This window comes from Streptococcus sp. A22 (assembly GCF_043674215.1).
Classification (GTDB): domain Bacteria; phylum Bacillota; class Bacilli; order Lactobacillales; family Streptococcaceae; genus Streptococcus; species Streptococcus suis_V.
This window is the reverse complement of record NZ_JBIMJQ010000021.1, coordinates 20,463-38,224: the sequence shown is the minus strand read 5'-3', so window position 1 is coordinate 38,224 and position 17,762 is coordinate 20,463. Positions and strand designations below refer to the sequence as shown.

Annotated in this window: 13 protein-coding genes and 1 pseudogene; 4 read left to right on the top strand and 10 right to left on the bottom strand. The window is 43.3% G+C overall.

Features of this window, described 5'->3' with window-relative positions:
• Positions 1-62: 62 nt before the first annotated feature.
• A complete protein-coding gene (locus ACHBHN_RS08655) occupies positions 63-1,712 on the bottom strand; it encodes a DEAD/DEAH box helicase family protein (protein WP_394733946.1) in 1,650 nt (549 codons plus the stop codon).
• A gap of 25 nt (positions 1,713-1,737) precedes the next feature.
• Positions 1,738-2,643 (bottom strand): Fic family protein, encoded by a 906-nt coding sequence (locus tag ACHBHN_RS08650; protein WP_394733945.1) that lies wholly within the window; start codon positions 2,641-2,643, stop codon positions 1,738-1,740.
• Positions 2,644-2,962: 319 nt separating this feature from the next.
• Between ACHBHN_RS08650 and ACHBHN_RS08645 the strand changes: the two are divergent.
• Positions 2,963-3,082: pseudogene (locus tag ACHBHN_RS08645) on the top strand (putative holin-like toxin); the annotation flags it as partial.
• Positions 3,083-3,327: 245 nt separating this feature from the next.
• Here the strand turns inward: ACHBHN_RS08645 and ACHBHN_RS08640 are convergent.
• From ACHBHN_RS08640 to ACHBHN_RS08615, 6 genes are all read right to left on the bottom strand, one after another.
• Complete coding sequence (locus ACHBHN_RS08640) at positions 3,328-4,218, bottom strand: hypothetical protein (RefSeq protein ID WP_394733944.1); 891 nt, start codon at positions 4,216-4,218, stop codon at positions 3,328-3,330.
• Entirely contained in the window at positions 4,219-5,460 is a 1,242-nt protein-coding gene (locus tag ACHBHN_RS08635; RefSeq protein WP_394733943.1) for a restriction endonuclease subunit S, read from the bottom strand. It abuts the gene before it with no gap.
• The gene (locus ACHBHN_RS08630; protein WP_394733942.1) at positions 5,453-7,567 is read right to left on the bottom strand and encodes an N-6 DNA methylase; all 2,115 of its coding nucleotides are present in this window, start codon (positions 7,565-7,567) and stop codon (positions 5,453-5,455) included. The genes ACHBHN_RS08635 and ACHBHN_RS08630 overlap by 8 nt, the downstream gene beginning before the upstream one ends.
• A gap of 159 nt (positions 7,568-7,726) precedes the next feature.
• The gene (locus ACHBHN_RS08625; protein WP_394733941.1) at positions 7,727-9,169 is read right to left on the bottom strand and encodes an IS1182 family transposase; all 1,443 of its coding nucleotides are present in this window, start codon (positions 9,167-9,169) and stop codon (positions 7,727-7,729) included.
• Between the two features lie 147 nt (positions 9,170-9,316).
• The gene (locus ACHBHN_RS08620; RefSeq protein ID WP_394733940.1) at positions 9,317-10,252 is read right to left on the bottom strand and encodes a serine hydrolase domain-containing protein; all 936 of its coding nucleotides are present in this window, start codon (positions 10,250-10,252) and stop codon (positions 9,317-9,319) included.
• Complete coding sequence (locus ACHBHN_RS08615) at positions 10,249-10,989, bottom strand: CppA N-terminal domain-containing protein (RefSeq protein WP_394733939.1); 741 nt, start codon at positions 10,987-10,989, stop codon at positions 10,249-10,251. The genes ACHBHN_RS08620 and ACHBHN_RS08615 overlap by 4 nt, the downstream gene beginning before the upstream one ends.
• Positions 10,990-11,160: 171 nt before the next feature.
• Here ACHBHN_RS08615 and ACHBHN_RS08610 point away from each other — a divergent pair, with 171 nt between their 5' ends.
• Positions 11,161-13,431: a Xaa-Pro dipeptidyl-peptidase gene (locus tag ACHBHN_RS08610; RefSeq protein ID WP_394733938.1), complete on the top strand. Its 2,271-nt coding sequence runs from the start codon at positions 11,161-11,163 to the stop codon at positions 13,429-13,431.
• Positions 13,432-13,470: 39 nt separating this feature from the next.
• Here ACHBHN_RS08610 and ACHBHN_RS08605 read toward each other — a convergent pair whose 3' ends face one another.
• Both ACHBHN_RS08605 and ACHBHN_RS08600 read right to left on the bottom strand, forming a co-directional pair.
• Positions 13,471-15,393 (bottom strand): fructose-1,6-bisphosphatase, encoded by a 1,923-nt coding sequence (locus ACHBHN_RS08605; RefSeq protein ID WP_394733048.1) that lies wholly within the window; start codon positions 15,391-15,393, stop codon positions 13,471-13,473.
• Positions 15,394-15,508: 115 nt separating this feature from the next.
• Positions 15,509-16,678: an SIS domain-containing protein gene (locus ACHBHN_RS08600; protein WP_394733047.1), complete on the bottom strand. Its 1,170-nt coding sequence runs from the start codon at positions 16,676-16,678 to the stop codon at positions 15,509-15,511.
• A 175-nt stretch (positions 16,679-16,853) separates the two neighbouring features.
• Here ACHBHN_RS08600 and ACHBHN_RS08595 point away from each other — a divergent pair, with 175 nt between their 5' ends.
• Positions 16,854-17,153: a YbaB/EbfC family nucleoid-associated protein gene (locus ACHBHN_RS08595; protein WP_172095654.1), complete on the top strand. Its 300-nt coding sequence runs from the start codon at positions 16,854-16,856 to the stop codon at positions 17,151-17,153.
• 14 nt (positions 17,154-17,167) lie between these two features.
• On the top strand, positions 17,168-17,704 hold the full coding sequence (locus ACHBHN_RS08590) for a GNAT family N-acetyltransferase (RefSeq protein ID WP_172022600.1): 537 nt from the start codon (positions 17,168-17,170) through the stop codon (positions 17,702-17,704).
• Positions 17,705-17,762 lie beyond the last annotated feature (58 nt).

Sequence of the window (17,762 nt, the reverse complement as noted above, 5' to 3'; positions counted from 1 at the left end):
CTATACTGAGTTGGGGAATTCTAGTATATCAGACGAACATGTCTTTTTTGTTGCACTTCATTTTACAACGCGGGAAACTTGGCAATCTTTCTCTTGGCAAGACCTGTCTTAAACTGAGGATCCTCCTCAACAGCCTTGTTCAATTTGTAGTACGTCTTGTAAGTAGTATAGTTATTCAAGACATCCAGAATAAAGCCTTCCTGGATAGCCTGTTTCATAGAGTAGACATCAAAAGGACCTTTTGAACCATCTGGCAAGGTTTTTCCAAACAACTGGAGGGTTGTCGCTTTAGGCGTAGCTGTAAAAGCGATGATCGAAATGTTGTCTTGCTTTCCTGTCCGAGCGATTTCTTGTTCGATGGCATCCGCCACTGAAACCTCCTGCACCTCATCAATGGTCCCGTCTTCCACATCTGTTTCTGTCAAAACTTGACTGACAGCACTCATATAGGAGCCCGTCGTCGAACTGTGGGCTTCATCAATCAGAATGGCAAATCTTTTCTGGGCAGTTGGACCAGCTGTCATCAAATCTGACTTATTGATTTGGGCAAATTTATGAATGGTTGTTGCGATAATCTTGGTATTTCCAGCCAAGGCATCCGCCAAGTCACTGGAAGTCGCCTTGTCATCCATCACCTTGATAACCCCAGGCTGATGCTGGATAGCCTGAACAGCATCCTGTAGCTGCCTGTCCACAACAATCCTGTCTGTCACAATCAAGACCGTATCCACAACATTTCGGTCTTCGTAGTCATGCAGACTGACCAAACTATGTGCCAACCAAGCAATCGTATTGGTCTTGCCAGACCCTGCCGAGTGTTGAATCAGGTAATGGCTATCGGTGTGATTGACCTTCATATCCTCTAGGACACGGTTTACTGCCCGTCTTTGCTGGTAACGAGGAAAAATCAGTGTTTTCTTGCTTTTTTTATCCCAATCAATCTTCAAAAAGATAAAGCGTTCAATCAACTGAAGAATACTATCCTTAGTCAGCACTTCCTTCCAAAAATAGGCTGTGTCTGGACCAGATTCATTGTGCGGATTTCCAGCCCCCTGATCAACCCCTTCACCATTTCCCATATTGAAGGGAAGGAAATAGGTATCTTGCCCCTTGATTTCGGTCGTCATGTAGACTTCTAAGGTATCTACCGCGAAAGAAGCCAAAACGCCCGCATTAAACTTAAACAAGCGATTTTTGCTGTCTCGCTTTTTCAACTGACGAACGGCATCATCTACCGATTGACCACTGGAATTGAGCTTCAACTCAATCGCAAACAAAGCTAGACCATTCAGAAAGATAACCAAGTCTACACGTTCCTGATCCTTGTAGACAACCTCTTCCATAACTGTAAAACGATTTTGCTCATACCGCTTGACTGCCTTGGCATTAAAGGAAGTGGCAGGCTTGGGATAGACCAGTTTCAATTGTTTATTTTCAATGTAAACCCCCGACTTCAAGGCAAAGAGAAGACCTCCCTTGATAATTTCTTGGTTAATCAAGTTGAGAATAACCTCTTTGTCCAACTTCTTCAAGAGATAGTCCATCTCGTCTTCTTGGGTTGCTCGCAGAAACTCCCACAAGATGTCTGTATCCATTGCCAAGCGTTGATTATACTTACTCTGCGGTCTGTGAGTAAAACCATTTTCTGTTTCTAAATCCTTGATAATCCACTGCTGAAAATCATAACGTTCTGTAAGGTCAAAATGAGCCATAGGTATTCCTTATTCTTCCTTGTACTTACTCTACACCATCGAGGGAGAGGATAGACAGATACATGTCCAATCTCTCGTTCAAATAGCGGGCAAACAAATCTTCCATTGCTGACAGGCTTCCCTTAGCATGGTAGTCATCAAAGGCCTGATAATAGGCTAATCGATCTGAAAATTTAATATCAATGGGAGGATAACCAGCCTTCATCAGCTCCAAGTTGACCAAGAGCCGTCCAGTTCGACCATTTCCATCAATAAAGGGATGAATGCTTTCAAAGGCAATGTGAAAACGAGCCATCTTGGTCACGATATTTTCCTGACTCTGAGCATAGTCCGCCAGCCACTGCTCCATCAAGGGACGGATCATAAAGGGCTGGGCAGGTTCGTTGGCAGCACCCATGATACGAACGGGCACCTTTCGATAGACACCTCTATCGTCCTTCTTATCGGACAAAACCAGATAGTGAATATCCTTTACAACCTGCTCCGTCAAAGGTGTGCCCTCTGCCACCAAGGTCTGTACGTATTCAAAAGCTTCCCTATGACCAATAGCCTCAAGATGATCCTTTAAGGGCTTCTGGTCAATGGTCAAACCTCGCAAAACCATGTCCGTTTCACGCAGGGTCAGGGTATTTCCCTCAATAGCGTTAGAATTATAGGTGAACTCCACTGTAAATTCTTCATTGAGCCGCTCAATCTCTCCTCTGGTCAAGGGACGAAGGGTCGCTAACCTTGCCATCTTTTCATCAATCAAGGGCAGGAGGCTTTCCACCCTTTTATAACGACCATCAACTGGCTTTGGGGTATCTTGAGGAATCTTCCATAAACGCCCCTCACGGATAGCACCTTCCACCTTTCCCTGACTACACAAGTCACGAACACGGCGGTCTGAAATCCCCCAGAGCTCCGCCGCCTGCTTGACAGACATATACATAGGACACCTCACCTTCTAACCAAAACAGTCCCTTTTTCTAATACTATTATAGCACAGTTCGGAAGGATAGACGACAAACGGAAGGATGTTTAGCAGATTTTCGGAAGGATAGGGATAGCCTAATAATTTTGACAGAATAATCAATCATCAAAAATTCAACTATTTTCTATGTAACTATGCTATAATTATTTATGCAGAAGAGTTTCTCCAAATGGGAAGAGAGGTTTTATGTTTCTAAAGCATAATAACCTCTCGAAGACGGTGGCTCTAATTTCTGAAAGGTAGGTGGTGCCTATGGGCAACTCATCAAAATCTAACAGAAAGGAGCAGATTGTTGTCAGTTTACGAGACGATGCAACTGATGCTGGGATTCGGTAGTTTCCTACTCTCCCTTATTGGCTTAGTGATTGTCATCGTAAAAATGAGCAATAAAAAATAACCGTCTAAACTTTGACCGGTTGACGATTATTTTTTAGTAATTATAAAACTAGTCACCATCTTAAACGGTTCTGCATTGGGTAGTTGTGAGTGCAACTACCCTTTTCTATTCTCATTATAACCTAACTAGAAAAAATAGTCAAACGAGATCCTATTTGGCGGTTAGAGCTCCTAACTAAACTGGTGCTTATTCTAATACAGTTCGGAAGGATAGAGGAGAAAGGATGGATATCAAATTGACATACATCAATCAAACAATGTCAATTGTCCATCAACTATATTATTCTTACCAGTTCGATTAGTATGATTAAATTCAAAAATATGTTTTTCATTTGTTGCGTAGCTACTAACTTCCATTACATCCCATTTGATTTGTTCTCTGCCGTCAATGATTTTAATAGATTTTCGTAAATTACAAATGATAAAAAAGCCTGTGTTAAAAGAAATAACCTTGTTCTGTGACTTCTCTAGAAATTCTTTATCTTTGACATAAAATCTTATTTTTTCACCCTCAAATTCACCTGACCATAGTTCATTACTACCTTTAACAATTACTGGAGAAATGATATAAATTTTTGAATCAAATAAAATGTTCTCATCATTAGTTGACTCAATAATATAATCTGAGAAGTCCTCCCTCTTGATAGTTCTAGTGACTTTCGATTCCTGCTTAACTTCAATTGCCTTAATCGTGTTATTTGCCTTGTTAACTTTGAAAAAAGCATTTTTTTGCTTCCTAGAGAAACCCGATGACTCAATAAATGCTTCAGCTTGTTCCAAAGTTAAGGAATTACTATTAATTTTTTCTTGAATATCAACTAATAGTTGCGTCCTTGACATATTACTATCTTTAGGTTTTGGATTTGGCGCGAAAAATTTATTAAATGCAACTGTCAAAAACACCAAGATAACATCTCTATTTTGAGATAAAAACTCTACAATATGCTCTGTCTCAAAACTACCTTCTTTTCTTGCTTTAACTTTCATTTCCAAGGAAAGATTAAGCTCTTTTGAGAGACAATGTATGTACTCTATCAGTGCTTGCTCAGACTTTAGTAGAGTTTTTGCATCAATTTCATGAAGCTCTTGAGCATCAAAGACCCACCTCAAAGAATAGTTGTAGTTTTCGTGCTCCATCTACACCCTCCTTTTTCCTGTCACAACATCATAAATCAGTGTTTGGCGTTGTTTGTTGATATTTTCAATTTGTTCTTTTTTGATAGCAATCATTTGATTGATTTGCTCCGTCTTTTTATCTAGGAAATCAGCGATTTGGGTTTGTTCACCTTTTGGACAATGAATCGTCTCTAGTTGTAATATTTTCTCTACAGAAAGTCCTGGTTGAGCACTTGTTTCAAAAGCATACTGATTTATATTCATTACTTTTAATAAATAGTAAACATATTTGGAATAGGTGTGCGTATGTTCATAAACAACTATCGCATGATCAGTCGCCCAAAATTTTCCTGAAACAAAATGAACATTGCCAGCTAATGCTCCCTGTCTACCGACCAAACAATAATTTCCTTCATTCGTAAAATCATTGTAGTATCCTCGTTGACCATTGCCTCCATAAACTGGAAAGATCTTCCCACCATCATTTTCAGAAGAAATCTCTAGGGAAGTTAAATTATTTCCGCTCTGCATTCCGCAAATATATTTTAACCTCGTTATCTCCCACCCCTCTGGTATCTGTCCTATCCAGTCAACACCTGAGTCTTTTAGGGGAACGGTTTTATCCAGTCCTTTTGTGACGGTTTCGTAAATGAGGCTTTGGCGGTAGTCTTCCAAGGTCTTAATTTGCTCTTCTAGAAGGCTTTTGACCTTATCCAGTTGAGCAACTTTTTTATCGAGGAAGTCAGTGATTTGAGTTTGTTCAACAATAGTAGGTAAAGGAACTTCAATATTATAAAAAATTCCAGCTGTCAGTTGATTAACAGTTGAAGTAGTAAAAAAGGTGCGATAGAAATCAAAACTTGAATCCATTAAATAATACGCAAATTTTGATTTCATCCTTTTATTTACTCTAAAGACCATCATAAATGCTCCGTAGGTTGCCAAAATTGATTCTTCCACAATAGCGTTTTTTCCAATTAAATTCGCACTTCCATTTCGAGCAGTAATCAGAATATCACCTTTTTTTAAGAATATTGATGGTTCTATCTGACTGTTTACATACACATTATTATCAAACACCAGCTTATTGTTCTGAATATTGCCAGAACGAAGTACCAGGACTCCCTCAGTCTGCTCAACAATATTTTCTGGACTATAGGTCAAACCATTTTTTGCCGTACCTAGAAACTTAAACTTTGTTACTACCCACTCCTCTGGCACTTCTCCAATCCACTCGATGCCACTATCTTTCATCCTAGTCATGTTTGAGGTCCTCCAAGAGTGCTTGTAATTGGTCTTCTAGGTCATAGAATTGTTTGAGCAGGTCTTCTGCCTTTTCTGGCACTTGGTACTGGTAGAAATAACGGGTAAAGGGGATTTCTGCTCCCAGCTTGTTTTCCTCCCACCAGTAGTGAGCATCTGGCACATGGGGATAGACTTCCCGTTCAAAATAAGTCTCCACTTCTTCCGAGAGCTTGACAATCTCAGAATCCTTAGTAGTCTTGTCATAGACGATACCGTCCGCAATCTCACCCAGCTTGTCTTTCTTCTTAGTTGTGATAACCTCGGCAGTCTTGTCCATCTCACTCATAGCAAGGGCCAGGGCATTGAGATTGGCTGGGGTCAGCTTGACTTCTGACAAGAGGTCTTTCAGTACGGCTGTAAAGGTCTCAAAGTTTGGATAGGTAGCTTCCGACAGACCTTGACGGAGGGCTTGGAGGATTTCCTCTTGCTTTATTCTACCTTCTTCTAACTTTTGCAGTTCCTTATCTTGCTTGGCCGTGCGTGGCTCCATTTCCAGCAATTCTTGGTACTTGTACTCATCAAAGAGCTTGGCAAAAAACTGGACCGACTGGACACTTTCAAGACTTTTCTCTGTAATTTCTCCACGGCGTTGTAAAGGCTGCATGACCAGGTATTCTTTATAAAGAAATTCCTTGCTGTCAAAGATTTTCACTCGGTCATTTTCCGCAAAGTCATGGTACCACTGGAGAATGTCCTTGATATTGTCCTGCGACAGCTCACGGCGTTTTTGTCCCAGCGACTTCCGCAAGGGAACAAATTCATTGGTCGCATCGATAAACTGTACCTTACCCTGTCTTTCTGGACTTTTATCCTTATTATAGAGCCAGATATAGATACCGATTCCAGTATTGTAGAAAAATTGCCCCGGTAGAGCGACAATGGCTTCCAACAAATCATTTTCTAAGATATACCGTCGGATTTGGCTTTCCCCAGATGTCGTTCCGCCTGAAAATAGGGGTGAACCGTTTGAAATGATAGCAGCTCTGCCATTTTCCTCCAACTTCGCCAAAGCATGTAGATGGAAGAGCAACTGAGCATCACCTGTCGTGGGAGTATTGACAAAACGACCTTCCCTGCCGTCTGTCGACTCAAAGAGAGCCTGATCCTCCTTGACCGCCTGCTCTACTCCGTCATCCGCATCCTTCCCTCCCCAAGACTGACCAAAAGGTGGATTGGCAATGACAAAGTTCATCTTCTTATCGTGAAACGGATCTGGATCCTTAAGCGTATCCGTCTTAACAAAGAAATCTGAGAATGCTGAATCACCCTGACGAATCAGCATATCCGCCTTGCCAATACCATAGGTTTCAGCCAGATACTCCTGACCAAACAAGCGGACGTTAACCTCGGGATTGAGCTGTTGGATATAACTTTTGGCAGTTGCCAGCATACCACCTGTACCTGCTGCCATATCTAAAACCTTAATCTCTTTATTGTCAACAAAAAGCTCTTCATCTGCCTCCATCAAGAGCAGGTTGACCATAAGAGCGATGACTTCCCGTGGTGTGTAGTGAGAACCTGCCTCCTCGTTTTCAGAAAAGCGACGGATAATATCCTCAAACATATAACCCATCCGCATAGAATCAATGGAACTTGGTGATAAATCAAGTTCCGAGAATTTCTTCACTACTGTAAAGAGACGCCCTGTACTTGCCAAGGTATCCACCTGCTCCTTAAATTTCAAATTCTCAATAATATCCTTGACTCGTTTGGAATAACCATCTAGGTAATCCAAAAAATTATCTTTGATGGCATCGGGTTCGTTCAAGAGATTCTTCAAAGTATGTTTGCTGGTATTGTAGTATTTATAGCCTGTAAGAGACTCAAAGATTTTCTCTGGTGTTGACGGATTCGACTGGAACTGAGCCAACACTTTTTCCTTGGTCGGCAAAAGAGCCGCCTCCAAGCGAGCCAATACAAACATGGGAATGATGACATCACGGTATTTATCCGCTCGGTAAGCTCCTCGTAGGGTGTTTGCAATAGACCAGACTAAATTGACATCCTTGCTGATGTTGATATCATTTGCTTGAAACAGAGGGAGTTTCCCTTTTATATCGACCATAATTTCTCCTAACACTCGTCTAAAATATATCTCTATTATATCAAAAATCGTACACTACTATAGGAAGCACGAAGCGTTTAGCAAGAGATTTTTTATCGTTTTCTTACCACTTACTTGATGGGCAATAAGTAAAAATCCTCCCACACATTGTGGAAGGATTCAGATTGAAGACAGACACTTAAGAGGCGTTTGTCTTTTTCTGTTTATTGGTCTGATAGTCGGTCTTTTTGCCAGAATCGTGGCTATTTGTACAATATAAAAAGGCTTCCCTACCCTCATTCTTACCAATTTCTTTAGATTTAAACACGCCAAAGTCAGTCCAACTTTATCTTCCATTTTGGACTTGCCTTTCTCTCTTGTATAACGAAGATTGTGGTACTCTTCGGCTGTCCCAAAGAGGCGTTCAATGGTTTCTTTCCGCTTCTGGTAGAGCTCCTTCATACCTTTCCTGTGCCGAATCTCTTCACAGCTTTCTAAAGCCTCTTTCCAAATGTGTCGAGTTACCACTTTCTGCTTGTTCTTGCTTTCTGTACAAATTGATAGAAGTGGACAAGTAGCACAGATAGCTGAGTCACTCTTATATTCCCGATAACCTTCTCTGGTTGTAGTGCGATAGGTTAAGACCTGATTCTCAGGACAGATATAACAGTCATAGTATTCATCATAGACAAAATCCTTCGAGCGTAGTTTCCCTTTCTTTCCTTTCGGTCGTGTATACGGAAAGACTGGAGTAATCTCTTGTTCTAGGAGGAAGCGAGCGATACTTGGGGTCTTATAGCCAGAATCGGCAACGAGAAAGCTAAGTTGAAAGGGCTGGAGCTTGGCGAAGAGTGCAGGAAAGGCCTGACTGTCATGGACATTGCCAGCCTCCACACTATAAGCCAGAGCCCAACCATGCTTGTCACAAGCAACTTGAGCTGTATAAGCAAATACTTCCTTATGGTCCCCTTTATGAAACCAGCCACTTTCAGGGTCAGTTGTAGAAATTTTCTTAGCGATGGGTCCCTCCTCTTTTGCGGGCCCTAGCGGCTTTTTTGCATGCTTTTCTCTATCCCTGTTAATTTCAATCTCTAGCTGGTCACTCATAAACTTGGCTTGCTTTTCAATTTCACGATTGATGAATTTACGATTATTCGCCGCAGCCTTGATATGGGTACCGTCAATGAAAATTTCTGTTGGATCTATGAAGCCTGCATTGACGCAGAGACCTAAGATATGGGTGAAAATGCCTTCAATAACTTGTCTATCTTGAAAACGACGGACATAGTTCTTTCCGTAGGTAGTGAAATGAGGCACCTTATCATCCAGTCGAAGACCAAGAAACCAACGGTAGGCAGTGTTGACTTCGATTTCCTTAATGGTTTGACGCATGGAACGAATGCCGAAGAGACACTGAAGGATTGGAATTTTAATGAGCAGAATAGGGTCAAGAATAGGACGCCCTGTATCATCGCTATAGCTATCTGCGACTAAGTCATAGATAAAAGAGAAGTCAATAGCTTCCTCTATTTGACGAAGGAGATGATCTTGAGGAACAAGGTCATCTAAACTGTAGAAACCAAATTGACCGCGATTGTAGTCTGAGTTTTCTTTGTGTAACATAGCGATTCTCCTTCTAAGCGTTCTCTTTATTCCTAACTCTATTATACTACTTTACATATGAAAAAGCCGTTAGAAATACAATTCTAACGACTTTGTCTTCAGTCTGAAATCCTCCCACACATTGTGGAAGGATTATTCCTCACTAAATCACTCCTCCTCCAAAACCTGTTTTATCAATTTCATGACCTGATTGCGGTCCAACTTCCACTGAGCCCGCTCATCCTTGTCAAAGGTTCGATTCGAAAGGAAAATTGCCGCCAGTTGCAAAGGACGATTGTACATGATAAAGGTCCCTGTATATCCCGTATGGGACAACCAATCCCCCTTTTTATCCCAGGCCAGCGACCGCTTGCGCTTGTCATCAAAGCCGTAGTCCTGGGTCAAATCTGCCGCAAAGTCCTCCGTCAGATAGCGCTCCAAAAAGATTTCCAAATCTCTGACCGTCGAAAAGAGACCCGCACTACCCGCATGGACACCCAAAACACGCGCCTTAGGATCATGCACCACACCGGCTTTGACGCCACGCACCGTCGGTACCGCCTGACTGACAGGACCGTATGAGGTTTGGGACATGCCAAAGGGCTCTAGAACACCTCGACTAATCAGCTGGTCTAGACTAGCTCCACCCAGTTCCTCCAACAAAAAGCCCAGCAGGAGAAAATTGATGTCTGTGTAGAGAAATTCTTTCTTGTCCGTCACCCTAATCTTCAAAATCGCTTCTTTGAGTTGGTCGGCATCCAGACTATCCCGATTGGGAATAAAAGGATCAATACCGCTAGTATGGGTCAATAATTGACGGATGGTCACTTGACTATTCTGAAAAGCAGGATAGTAAGACTGCAAGGTCCTATCCAGCTCCAAAGCTCCGCTATTGACCAGAAAAGTCGCAAGAGTGCCTACACCGACGACCTTAGAAACGGAGGCCAAATCATAGATCAGACCCGCTACCACTGGGGTCACATGGTCCTGGGTCCCCAAGTAATACTCCTGCCACTGACCCTTAGAAAAAAGAGCCAGACTGGCGCCAGGATAGACTCCCTGCTCAATCTGCTCTGAAATCTTGTCTAAAATTGCTTGTCTCATTTTTCAAACCACAATTCAATACCGCTTGGGTCTGTTGTTTGGATAAAGGTCGCTTTCTTGTCTTTGAAAAATGGAACGTCCAGCTTGCTCTCCAAATTAGACCAATCATAATCACTCTCTACCGCAAAACGGAGGCTGTCCAAGTCCCAGATTTCTTCTGCTGGTGTCAGTAAATCTTCACCCTCTGCCCCAACAAAACGCAAAAAGACCTGGTTGGGCAAGATAGTCTCATAAAAATCCTGGCTAACTACTGGATGAGGGCTGTTAATCCAAACAGACGCCACCTCAAAATGACTTAAACCAGCGAAATCAGCATCCCCCTTAAAAGGAACTGGTGGCAGAATAGCTGTTAAATCACCGATGCTTGCCTCACTGTGGAGCAAAAAAGTATCTCCCTCAGGCGATACTGCCTCAAAACCATAGCCATTGTGCCCCTTGTAGAGCTTGCTGTAAACCGTTCCATTAGCCAACAGAGCCTCAATTTCGTGAACCTTCTCGACCTTGATAATGATTTTATTGAGCTTCTTCAGTCCACGAACAGCCCGGCTACGATTACCTGGCGATTCCTGCAAAACCAGCCTAATCTCGCTGTCTTGATGACCAGCAAATTCCGCAAATGGGCCGTCTTCCAGCTTGGTTTTCATCCCCAAATTATCTTCTAGGAAGGCTTGATTAACACTTCTATTATTGACCCGCAGCACAGGTACTACGGGTTGATTTTCCCTTAACACAATCATTTCCCTCCTAATATCATTCCTAGATATTATATAGAATTTTACTTAATTTTACAAATGATTTCCTGTAGATTTCGACATTTTTCCTTACAGAATTTCTAACTATTCTTAGACAAATTTGCCCCTTTTCCGCTATAATGGAAGGTAGATAATTTCAGAAAATAAGGAGCTCCTATGCGTTTTAATCAATTTTCATACATCCCACAAAATCGGGAAACCATTGTAAACGAACTCCATTCTATCGGCTTTGCGGTCGATAGTCAAGCAGAAATAAAAGAAATCCTGGAAATCTTCGTAAGAACCTGTCATTTTCTGACAACCAACACAGACTTTGCCCTGTCCAATATGATTGCAGACTGGGAGACAGACCTCTTGACCTTCTTTCAGTCGGACCGCCAAGTCACTGCGGAAGTTTTCTACCAAGTAGCCTTTCAATTGCTGGGCTTTGTGCCAAACTTTGACTATACTGATGTTGCGGCTTTTGCCGAGAAAACCAATTTCCCAATTGTCTTTGGCGACATCATTGAAAATCTCTATCAGCTGCTCAATATGCGCACCAAGTCAGGCAATACCTTGATTGACCAGCTGGTCAGTGACGACCTGATTCCTGAGGACAATCGCTACCACTTCTTCAACGGAAAATCCTTGGCGACCTTTTCAACTAAAAATCTCATTCGTGAGGTGGTCTATGTCGAAACACCTGTCGATACGGCTGGGACTGGCCAGACTGATATTGTCAAAGTTTCCATCCTCCGTCCGTACTTTGACGGGAAAATCCCTGCGGTTATTACCAACAGCCCTTATCATCAAGGAGTCAATGAAGTTGCCAGCGACAAGGCCCTGCACAAGATGGAAGGGGAGTTGGCGGAAAAACCAGCTGGCACCATTGAGGTCAAGCAGACCAGCATCACTAAGCTAGACTTGGACCAGCGGGACCTGCCTGTCAGCCCTGCCACCGAAAAACTGGGCCACATCACTTCTTACTCCCTCAATGATTACTTCCTTGCTCGTGGTTTCGCCAGCCTCCATGTGTCTGGAGTTGGAACTCTAGGATCGACTGGCTACATGACGTCTGGTGACTACCAGCAGGTTGAGGGCTACAAAGCGGTGATTGACTGGCTGAACGGTCGCACCAAGGCCTACACAGACCACACCCGCTCGCTAGAGGTCAAGGCTGATTGGGCCAATGGTAAGGTAGCGACGACGGGACTGTCTTATCTCGGTACCATGTCCAATGCTTTGGCAACAACTGGCGTGGACGGACTGGAAGTCATCATCGCAGAAGCGGGGATCTCCTCTTGGTATGATTACTACCGTGAAAACGGGCTGGTGACCAGCCCTGGTGGTTATCCAGGAGAGGACTTGGATAGCTTGACCGCTCTGACCTACTCGAAAAGTCTGCAAGCAGGCGACTTCCTCCGCAGTAAAGAAGATTACGAAAAAGGACTGGCGGCAGAACGTACTGCCCTGGACCGCACCAGTGGCGACTACAACCAATACTGGCAGGACCGCAACTATCTGCTCCAGGCTGACAAGGTCAAGTGCGAAGTGGTCTTTACCCACGGCTCACAGGACTGGAATGTCAAGCCAATCCATGTCTGGAATATGTTCCACGCCCTGCCAAGTCACATCAAAAAGCACCTCTTCTTCCACAACGGTGCCCACGTTTATATGAACAACTGGCAGTCTATAGACTTCCGTGAATCCATGAACGCCCTGCTCAGTCAGAAACTGCTGGGCTACGAGAACAACTACCAACTGCCAACGGTCATCTGGCAGGACAACAGCGGTGAGCAAACTTGGACGACCTTAGAAACCTTTGGCGGTGGACAAGAGGCTGTCTTACCACTGGGAACTGGAAGCCAGACTATTTCCAATCACTATGCCCAAGAAGATTTTGACCGCTATGGCAAATCCTACCCTGCCTTTCACCAAGACCTCTACGCAGGCAAGGCCAACCAAGTCAGCATGGAACTGCCTATAACGGAGGATCTCCTGATTAACGGACAGGTCACGCTGAAACTCCGTGTATCTTCTAGTGTAGCCAAGGGCCTCTTATCTGCTCAGCTATTGGACAAGGGAAATAAAAAACGTCTAGCCCCAATCCCAACGCCAAAAATGCGGTTGAGCCTGGACAACGGCCGCTACCATGCCCAAGAAAATCTGGTGGAGTTGCCTTACGTTGACATGCCGCAACGCTTGGTGACCAAGGGCTTTATGAACCTGCAGAACCGCACCGACCTGATGACTGTCGAGGAAGTGGTGCCTGGACAGTGGATGGACCTGAGCTGGAAACTGCAACCGACTATCTACCAGCTGAAAAAAGGGGATGTCTTGGAGCTCATTCTCTACACGACAGACTTTGAATGCACTGTTCGGGATAATAGTGACTGGACTATTTCGATTGACTTGGACCATTCGACCATCCATCTCCCAAGACCATAAGACAAGAAAACGAGTTGCACCTGCAACTCGTTTTTGTATTTAGAATTCTTCAAAGTTCTGGTAAAGATAGTCCAACTCCTGAATTTCTTTAGCTAGCTTAGAACCGATTGTAGTAGACTTTACCAATATCCGATGATGCACCTCATCTACTAAACGTTGAGCAGAAATAATCTCTCCTCCACCAGCCAAGACTGTATCAACACCTGTAAACGGCCTGTGGGCAACAAGTTGTAATCCATAGCTGTTGGAAACCAATGTGTAGCCAGCTAATCCTGTCTTGGCCTGATAGCCTTTTGCAAAGCCGCCATCAATCACCAACATCTGGCCATCTGCTTTTATTGGACTTTCCCCAATTTTCTCGCGCACTGGTGTATGTCCATTGATAATGCGACCGTCAACAGTTAAACCAAACTCCTCTAAAATCAGTTGGCAAATATCCTTTTGATTGCGCAAGCGATAATAGGCATTCTTCTCCTCAAAGTGGGTCGTTTTATCAGAAATATAATATCGCTCAAAGGTCGTCATCGCTTTCTTTCCAAACAAAGAGGAACTTTCACCCACCCAGAGGTACCAAAAGAGGTCTGTCTCACGATCATCCTGAATTTCTGGATTCTTATAGGCCCTTCTAATGGATGCTTCATAAAAATCAAGCAAGTCCTTACCTGCATAAGCTATTCCATCTATTCTCAAAGACTTGAAATCTCCATTTTCGTGAAGAGGCAGGCAGCCATGAAAGAGCAAATTCTGATTGTAGACCAGGTACATGCTACCTTTTTCAAATAAAAAATCAACATGGCGACGTAATTTTTCAGACTGCTGAAAACTGTGATTTAACTGTTGCAGAAGCGCTACTTCTTCCAAGCTGAGCTGGGTTGGTTCTTTTTGATCAATGGTTTCTGTGGTTAGACCATCCAATGGATACTCTACTCCGTTCAAACAAATGGTATTCGTAACAAAATCTACCTGACTCAAGAGTCTTCGATGGTTCAATTTAAACTCTGGTCTACGTTTGATTAACTGTTCTTCCAATTTAAATTGCAATAGTGCTGTTGCCTGCTGCAATTGATTTAATACGACTGACTCTGCTTGACTTAATACTTCCCCATCTAAAACTGGTTCAAAAGCTTGTTGATAAGAAAAATATTTTTGACTATAAGCGACTAAGGGACGCAAGTTAATCCCGTATCGTTCTTCCAATAATTCTAAATTATTATAGCGAGCAGCAATCCGAATCACATTAACTAAACAGACAAGTGAGCCCGAAATTGCCCCCATCCAAGTTATGTCATGATTACCCCACTGAATATCAACCGATTGATGTTGGAGAAGGGTATCTAATATTCGATCAGGATCTTTACCACGATCATAGATGTCCCCAACCACATGTAAATGGTCCACATTGAGTCGCTGAATCAACATTGATAAGGCCCCTACTAACTCTTCCAATTGATCTAATTGAGCAACTTTGGCTAAAATAGCGGTAACATATTTTTGCTTTGCAGCCCTATTTTCACTCTCTGTCAGCAATTCTTCGATAATATAAGCAAATTCTTTTGGCATTGCCTTTCTAACTTTGGAACGACTGTATTTTTCACCTAAAAATCGGGTAAATTCCAACATCAAAGGAAGGATAGCTAACAGACGAGTCTCTAGACCACTTTCGCCGAACTGGCTCACATCCCTCTCCATCTTTTCTTTTGGATACAGAATATATAAGGCGAGTTCCTCCAATACCCTTTTATCATTTTGTTCCGCCGCAAAACAATCATTGATCTTATGTTTTATAAGACCTGCTCCACTTCTCAACAAATAGTCAAATGCCTCAAATTCACCATGCAAATCACTGACGAAATATTCAGTCCCCTTAGGGAGATGCTGAATAGCTTCTAAATTGATGAGCTCTGTCATAACGGCTGATTTAGTTGGAAACTTTTCCTTGAGTAAACGATAGTATCTGTCCATTTCTTCTCCTTCCAGGGCAAAATTGAAAGCGGTTACTAATTTAGTCTAACTAAATTTTCCTCCGATTGCAAGAAAAGAAAACGAGCTGCACCTGCAACTCGTTTTTTTTTACTGCCTATTTTTCTAAAGGATGAATAATCACACCTTGCACTACACGGTTTACGGTGCCTGTTGGGGATGGTGTATCTGGTAAGTTCTTACACTTGATGGCTGCCATGATAGACACTGTCTGTGCAAAGATGATGTAAGGGAAGGTCAAGAAGACGTCTGGTAGCTCTGCTCCGCCTTCTGCGAGGACGAAATTTGGTGCCTCAGTGCCTTCCAATTTCGATGCAGAAAGGGCAACAATTCGCTCTGCTATTGCGTCCCCATGCACCTCATTCAAGAGGTCCACATCGTACTGACGTGTATAAGCATCATTTGAGACAAATTGGAAAATCAAGGTCTTGTCGTTGATAAAGGATTTTGGTCCATGACGGAAACCGAGCGGAGACTCGTACATGGTCGCAATCTTACCAGCGGTCAATTCCAAAATCTTCAGCTGAGCCTCGTGGGCAACCCCGTAGAAACCGCCTGCTCCCAGGTAAATCACGCGCTCAAAATCCAGATCAATAATCCCTTGGATGAAGTCCTCACGGTCCAAGACATCCTGGCCAAGGCGAGCTATGGTGTCGACCCATGCAGCTTTTTCTTCTTGGCTAGCTGGCGAGAAGACAAGCAGGGCCGTCAAGGACATACAGCTGTAAGAACCTGTCATGGCAAAGCCCTTATCGTTGGAGCCGGCTGGTTGCAAGAGCAAGAGATTGTCTGCATCTCCCTCTGCCGCTTGAGCCAATTTCCCTTCAGGTGCACAGGTAATCGTTACTTGGTAAAGGGTGTCAACCAGTGTCTTGGCAATTTCCACCGCTGCCACACTCTCTGGAGAATTTCCAGAACGGGCAAAGGATACCAGGATAGTCGGTACATCAGCCTGAAGATAATCATGCGGACGACCAACCAATTCTACCGTACCAATGGCTGAGAAGCGAATGCGTTTCAAGTCATTGACATTATTGAGGTAGTTGGCGATGCTCTGACCAACGAAGTCAGATGTCCCTGCCCCCGTCAAAATGACATGGACAAAATCATGTTTCTCCTTGATGTTAGCCACAAAGCGCTCTATGACTTCAAGCTTATCGAGATAGAGCTGGTAGGCCTCGCGCCAGAGTCCAGGCTGTTGGAAAATCTCACCCGCTGTAATATGGGCACCCAACTTTTCAAGTTCTTCTTTTGCTAAACGGAACATAGGTCCTCCTCGTTTCATCTGGTTATAACCAGTTTTTTCTTTTATTATAAGCGATTTTTTCCACAAAGTCAACTTAAAGTAGGTTAATATTTTAATTTTCTCTAACTTTTTTCCTACTCAATTCGGCACTTTTCATGCTATAATACTTCCAGAATACTTTTGGAGGAAAGACACTATGATGAATATGCAACAAATGATGAAACAGGCCCAGAAATTGCAAAAGCAAATGGAGCAAAGCCAGGCTGAACTGGCTGCAGCCCAGTTTACAGGCACTTCTGCACAAGACTTGGTCACCGCAACTTTGACAGGCGACAAGAAATTGGTTGCCATCGACTTCAAGCCTGAAGTTGTTGACGCTGACGACATCGAAACCTTGCAGGATATGACCATTCAGGCGGTTAATGCAGCGCTGGAACAAATTGATGAGGCAACCAAGAAGAAACTCGGTGCCTTCGCAGGGAAATTGCCGTTTTAGAAAGGAACACTCCCATGTCCAACCTAGAACTCCTCCCTCTTACAGAACAAGCACTCCTAACTATTTGGAAAATAGGCTTCTCTGACGAAAAACCCTACTGGAAAGAATTCGCAGCACCCTATTTCGATGACTATCAGGCTTATAAAGACTTCACCAATTTCCAAGAATCACCGCGCTATCCTTGGTTCCAAACAGAAGAAGTTCGAGGCATCTTGGTAGATGGAGAGCCAATCGGAATGGTTAGTTATTATTGGGAAAATCAAGCCACACGCTGGCTAGAAGTTGGTATCGAAATCTATAATGAGAACCAATGGGGAAAAGGATTCGCAACCCTAGCCCTCCAGAAATGGATTCGTCAGATTTTCACAAGCATGCCAGAACTGGAACACATCGGACTGACCACCTGGTCTGGTAATCCTGGCATGATGCGGGTAGCTGAAAAGATTGGCATGCGAAAAGAAGGACAGATTCGCAAGGTTCGCTACTGGCAGGGATACTACTATGACTCTGTCAAATACGGCATTCTCAGAGAAGAATGGCACAACTCCTAGGCTAGTATGAAGCTCTCAAAACTTGCTTTCGATGGGAATTCCTTCCCATTTCACATTA

Coding starts and splice junctions, on each gene's coding strand:
- ACHBHN_RS08610 (WP_394733938.1), top strand. CDS start 11,161: ATGCGTTTTAATCAATTTTCATACATCCCACAAAATCGGGAAACCATT.
- ACHBHN_RS08605 (WP_394733048.1), bottom strand. CDS start 15,393: ATGGACAGATACTATCGTTTACTCAAGGAAAAGTTTCCAACTAAATCA.
- ACHBHN_RS08615 (WP_394733939.1), bottom strand. CDS start 10,989: ATGATTGTGTTAAGGGAAAATCAACCCGTAGTACCTGTGCTGCGGGTC.
- ACHBHN_RS08630 (WP_394733942.1), bottom strand. CDS start 7,567: ATGGTCGATATAAAAGGGAAACTCCCTCTGTTTCAAGCAAATGATATC.
- ACHBHN_RS08650 (WP_394733945.1), bottom strand. CDS start 2,643: ATGTATATGTCTGTCAAGCAGGCGGCGGAGCTCTGGGGGATTTCAGAC.
- ACHBHN_RS08590 (WP_172022600.1), top strand. CDS start 17,168: ATGTCCAACCTAGAACTCCTCCCTCTTACAGAACAAGCACTCCTAACT.
- ACHBHN_RS08640 (WP_394733944.1), bottom strand. CDS start 4,218: ATGGAGCACGAAAACTACAACTATTCTTTGAGGTGGGTCTTTGATGCT.
- ACHBHN_RS08655 (WP_394733946.1), bottom strand. CDS start 1,712: ATGGCTCATTTTGACCTTACAGAACGTTATGATTTTCAGCAGTGGATT.
- ACHBHN_RS08595 (WP_172095654.1), top strand. CDS start 16,854: ATGATGAATATGCAACAAATGATGAAACAGGCCCAGAAATTGCAAAAG.
- ACHBHN_RS08625 (WP_394733941.1), bottom strand. CDS start 9,169: ATGTTACACAAAGAAAACTCAGACTACAATCGCGGTCAATTTGGTTTC.
- ACHBHN_RS08600 (WP_394733047.1), bottom strand. CDS start 16,678: ATGTTCCGTTTAGCAAAAGAAGAACTTGAAAAGTTGGGTGCCCATATT.
- ACHBHN_RS08620 (WP_394733940.1), bottom strand. CDS start 10,252: ATGAGACAAGCAATTTTAGACAAGATTTCAGAGCAGATTGAGCAGGGA.
- ACHBHN_RS08635 (WP_394733943.1), bottom strand. CDS start 5,460: ATGACTAGGATGAAAGATAGTGGCATCGAGTGGATTGGAGAAGTGCCA.